At 71.7% G+C, this 887-nt stretch carries 1 protein-coding gene; it reads left to right on the top strand.

What is annotated here, in order from left to right; translation table 11 throughout:
- Positions 1-104 precede the first annotated feature (104 nt).
- Positions 105-887: heparan-alpha-glucosaminide N-acetyltransferase domain-containing protein (locus ACYVM4_RS18685; protein WP_460669534.1), on the top strand; the 783-nt coding region annotated here is incomplete at its 3' end.

Here is an 887-nt window from a genome sequence, read left to right as displayed (position 1 = left end):
CGCCTGTCATGACCGAATCCGACGGTAGTCCGGTTTCCGCTTCCCCGGCACCAGCTGCGGGAACCACCCCGTGGGCCCCGACCCGTGCAGGAGCCTCGCACGAGGTGGGTGCCGCAACCACTGCCCCCAGCAAGCGGCGTCTGGTCGGCATCGACGCCGCCCGTGGTCTGGCCCTGATCGGGATGGTCTCCATCCACATCCTGCCTGCCTGGGACCCGGTGACCTTCGCCCCCACCGCCCAGTGGACGCTCTTCGCCGGACGGTCCGCGGCGCTGTTCGCGTTCCTGGCCGGGGTGAGCCTGGCCTTCACCTCCGGAGGGCGTACCGCCCACACCGGCCGGGCGATGACCGCCACCCGGGCCGGGATCCTGGTCCGGGCCGTGCTGATCACGGCCCTGGGCCTGGCGATCAACCCTGTGATCCCCGGCGCCACCGCCGAGGAGATCCCGGCGATCAACATCCTGATCTACTACGGGGCCTTCTTCGTCCTGGTCATCCCGTTCCTGGGCCTGTCCGTCAAGGCCCTCTTCGCCTGGGCCGGGTTCTTCGCCGTGGCCGGTCCGGTCCTGACGCACCTGCTGCGGGGGACGCTGCCGGTGGCGGTCGATCTCAACCCGGGTTTCGCGGACCTGGCCGCCGACCCCGCCGCCGGCGTCGCCCAGCTGCTGCTGACCGGCACGTATCCGGCTCTGCCCCACCTGGCCTACCTGTTGGCCGGGCTGGGGATCGGGCGGCTGGACCTGGCCGGCCTCCGGGTCCAGGCCTGCCTGCTGCTGGTCGGCGCCGGTGTGGCCGTGCTGGCGTGGCTGGCCTACTGGGTGCTGATCCTCCAGGCCGGTGGCTACGACCAGCTCATGACCCACACCCCGGCCCTGACCGAAGAGATG

Source organism: Kocuria himachalensis, assembly GCF_054784195.1.
This window is presented reverse-complemented; position numbering and strand designations above follow the sequence as displayed.